Genomic DNA, 3,650 nt, shown 5'->3' on the forward strand with positions numbered 1-3,650 from the left:
CCCCACCGGCGGTCACCGAGGTCGGTACGGCGCCGTAGGCTGGTCCGAGCATGATCGACACCACCGGCGCGCCGCCCGCCCTCACCGCAGAAGCCCTCCTCGAGGGGCTCAACGACCCCCAACGCGAGGCCGTGAGGCACGAGGGCTCACCCCTGCTCGTGGTCGCGGGCGCGGGCTCGGGGAAGACGCGGGTGCTGACCCGCCGGATCGCCTGGACGATCGCCGTGCGCAAGGCGCACCCGGGCTCGATCCTGGCGATCACGTTCACCAACAAGGCGGCGGCCGAGATGAAGGAGCGGGTGGCCGACCTGGTCGGCAACCGCGCGCGGATCATGTGGGTGAGCACCTTCCACTCCGCATGCGTGCGGATCCTGCGCAAGGAGGTCGAGCACCTCGGCTACGAGCGGCTCAAGTCGAACTTCTCCATCTACGACACCCAGGACCAGAAGCGGCTGATCCAGCTGGTCTGCGGCGATCTCGAGCTCGACCCGCGCAAGTTCCAGCCGGGCCCGGTGCTGCACTGGATCAGCAGCCAGAAGAACGAGCTGCGTGAGCCCGACGAGGTCGCGGCCGAGGCCAAGAACTCCATCGACGAGGCGTACGCGTCGGCGTACACCGCCTATCAGCGGCGTCTGCGCGAGGCCAACGCGATGGACTTCGACGACCTGATCATGGAGACGGTGCGGCTCTTCCAGCTCAAGCCGGAGGTTCGCGAGACCTACCGCCGCCGGTTCCGGCACATCCTGGTCGACGAGTACCAGGACACCAACCATGCGCAGTACGCCTTCATCCAGCAGCTCTGCGGGCGCTCGCTCGAGGAGCGCGACGAGACCACGCTCGACGGGCTCCCGGCCGACCGGGTGCCGCCGGCCGAGCTGATGGTCGTCGGCGACGCCGACCAGTCGATCTACGCGTTCCGGGGCGCCGACATCCGCAACATCATGGACTTCGAGCAGGACTTCCCGGACGCCCGCACCGTCCTGCTGGAGCAGAACTACCGCTCCACCCAGACCATCCTGAGCGCGGCCAACGCGGTGATCGAGCGCAACGAGGGCCGCAAGCCCAAGCGGCTCTGGTCCGACGCGGGCGACGGCGAGAAGATCGTCGGGTACGTCGCCGACGACGAGCACGACGAGGCGCGGTTCGTCTCCGGGGAGATCGACAAGCTCACCGACGCGGGGATGCGCCCGTCGGACGTCGCGGTGTTCTACCGCACGAACGCGCAGTCCCGCGTGTTCGAGGAGATCTTCGTCCGCACCGGACAGCCCTACAAGGTGGTCGGCGGGACCCGGTTCTACGACCGCAAGGAGATCCGCGACGCGCTCGCCTACCTGCGGGTGCTGGTCAACCCCGACGACCAGGTGTCCCTGCGCCGGATCGTCAACACCCCGCGCCGTGGCATCGGTCAGCGCGCGGAGGCCGCGATCGCGGCCTTCGCCGAGCGGGAGCGGATCACCTACTGGGAGGCCCTGCAGCGCGCCGCCGAGGCGCCGGGCCTCGCCACCCGCAGCCAGACCAGCATCGAGTCGTTCGTGGCGATCGTCCAGGAGCTCCAGCAGATGGTCGAGGCGCGCGAGCGTCCCGACGTGATCCTCGAGACCGTGCTCGACCGGTCCGGCTACCTCGTCAGCCTCGAGAACTCCGACGACATGCAGGACGAGACCCGTCTCGAGTACCTCGCCGAGCTCGTCGCCGTCGCCCGCGAGTTCGCCGAGGACCCCGTCGCCGGCCCGTCCGCCGACCCGGCCGACGTCGACGCGGGCGTCCTGGAGCCCGGCCTCGGCGACTTCCTGGAGCGGGTCGCGCTCGTCGCCGACGCCGACCAGATCCCGGACGCCCCCGCCGACGACCCCGATGCGCCGGAGGACCAGGGCGTCGTCACCCTGATGACCCTGCACACCGCCAAGGGGCTGGAGTTCCCCGTCGTCTTCCTCACCGGCCTCGAGGACGGCGTCTTCCCGCACTCGCGCGCCCTCGGTGACCGCCCCGAGCTCGAGGAGGAGCGCCGCCTGGCCTACGTCGGCATCACCCGCGCCCGGCAGCGGCTCTACGTCTCCCGCGCCGTGGTCCGCTCCGCGTGGGGCGCCCCCGCCCACAACCCGGGCTCCCGGTTCCTCGGCGAGCTGCCCATCGACCTCGTCGACTGGCGCCGCACCGAGGCCGACCAGACCCGGTGGTCACGTCCGTCGTACGACTCCGGACGCTCGGGCGGCTCCGGTGACTACGCCGGCAACCGGTTCGGTACGCCGACCGCCGCGGGCCGCCGCAACTTCAGCTCCGCCGCCGCCCGGGCCGACGCCGCCGCCAAGTCCAAGCCGGCCCGCCCCATCCCGGTGCTCGCGCCGGGCGACAAGGTCACCCACGACTCCTTCGGCCTCGGCACCGTGGTCTCGGTGGAGGGACAGGCCGAGAAGTCGGTCGCCTCCATCGACTTCGGCTCCGACGGCGTCAAGCGGCTCCTGCTCCGCTACGCCCCGGTCGAGAAGCTGTAGCCACGCCACGGAGCCGTGGGGAGCGACCGGAGCGGAGGAGACCGAGTCTTTCCGCGAGCCGGCGGTCTTGTCGCCAGGCGGGCTGTGTTCCTCCGCGACTCGACTGCGTGCGCGGCAGCGTGTCAAGCGAAGCGCCGACGCGCTCGCGCCAGAGCTACAGCGTGACGCCGTTCTGGCGCAGCGCGGCGTCCGGGTCGACCGGGTCGCCGCCGCCGGGACGGACCTCGAGGTGGAGGTGCGGACCGGTGACGTGACCGGTGCTGCCGACGTAGCCGATGACCTGACCGGCGCGGACGGTGTCACCGGAGGAGACCTCGAAGGAGGTCTGGTGGCAGAACCAGATCTCGGTGCCGTCCTCGAGGGTGATGACGGTCTTGTTGCCGTAGGCGCCGTCATAGCTCGCGGAGGTCACCGTGCCGTTGGCGACGGCGCGGATCGGGGTGCCCGGAGGGGCCGCGAAGTCGAGCCCGGTGTGGTAGCTCGACCAGAGGCCGTACTCGCCGAAGCGGGCGGTGAGGCGGTAGCTGTCGAGCGGCGACACCCACTTGTTGAGCGCGATCTCGGCGGACATCTTGTCGGCCTTGCGGGCCAGGTCGCTGAGCGCGCTGGTGCGCTTCTCGGCGGAGCGCTCGGCCTCGGCGACGAGGTCCCCGCCGGCGGCGTTGGCGAGGGTGTCGCGCTCGGAGTCGCGGCTCACCGTCTGCCCGCGGGTGCCGACCGTGGCGGTGCCGAAGGAGCCGGTCAGTGCGTTGGGGGAGGTGAGGCGGTCCCCGGCGGAGGTCAGCTGCGGGTCGGCCGAGGCGACGACGCCGCCGACCGCGACGGCGATCGTGGCGACGCCCACGGCGACGGGCAGGGTCGGCAGGCCGCGGAACAGCGGGCCGCGCGAGCCGGCGTGCTTGACGGCGCGGCGCTTGCCGGCCGGCTGGACCGCGCGGAGCGTGGTCGAGGAGTCCGACAGGGAGTCGGGGAGCGGGATGTCGCGCAGCGCGGGCAGCTCGACGGTCGGCATCCGGTCGAGGGTGCGCGCCGGGGTCACGGCCTCGGCGGCCAGGGTCGGGACGCTGACGGCGACGGCCGGCTCGATCACGGGCTCGACGGCGGGGAAGGCGGGCTCGACGGGCCGGGCGACCCGCTTGCCGACGTACGTCGACGGGG

The 3,650-nt window shown here is 72.1% G+C and carries 2 protein-coding genes; one reads left to right on the plus strand and one right to left on the minus strand.

What is annotated here, in order from left to right; genetic code table 11:
• The first annotated feature begins 50 nt into the window (after positions 1-50).
• The gene (gene pcrA / locus FHP29_RS09935) at positions 51-2,492 is read left to right on the plus strand and encodes a DNA helicase PcrA (RefSeq protein WP_139622718.1); all 2,442 of its coding nucleotides are present in this window, start codon (positions 51-53) and stop codon (positions 2,490-2,492) included.
• 154 nt (positions 2,493-2,646) lie between these two features.
• Here pcrA and FHP29_RS22190 read toward each other — a convergent pair.
• Positions 2,647-3,650 (minus strand): M23 family metallopeptidase (locus FHP29_RS22190; RefSeq protein ID WP_139622889.1); only part of this gene is annotated, 1,004 nt, incomplete at its 5' end.

The organism is Nocardioides albidus, from assembly GCF_006335005.1.
GTDB classification, from domain to species: domain Bacteria; phylum Actinomycetota; class Actinomycetes; order Propionibacteriales; family Nocardioidaceae; genus Nocardioides; species Nocardioides albidus.

Bases quoted from the DNA above. Each gene is read 5' to 3' on its own strand.
- pcrA (WP_139622718.1), top strand. From the start codon at position 51: ATGATCGACACCACCGGCGCGCCGCCCGCCCTCACCGCAGAAGCCCTC.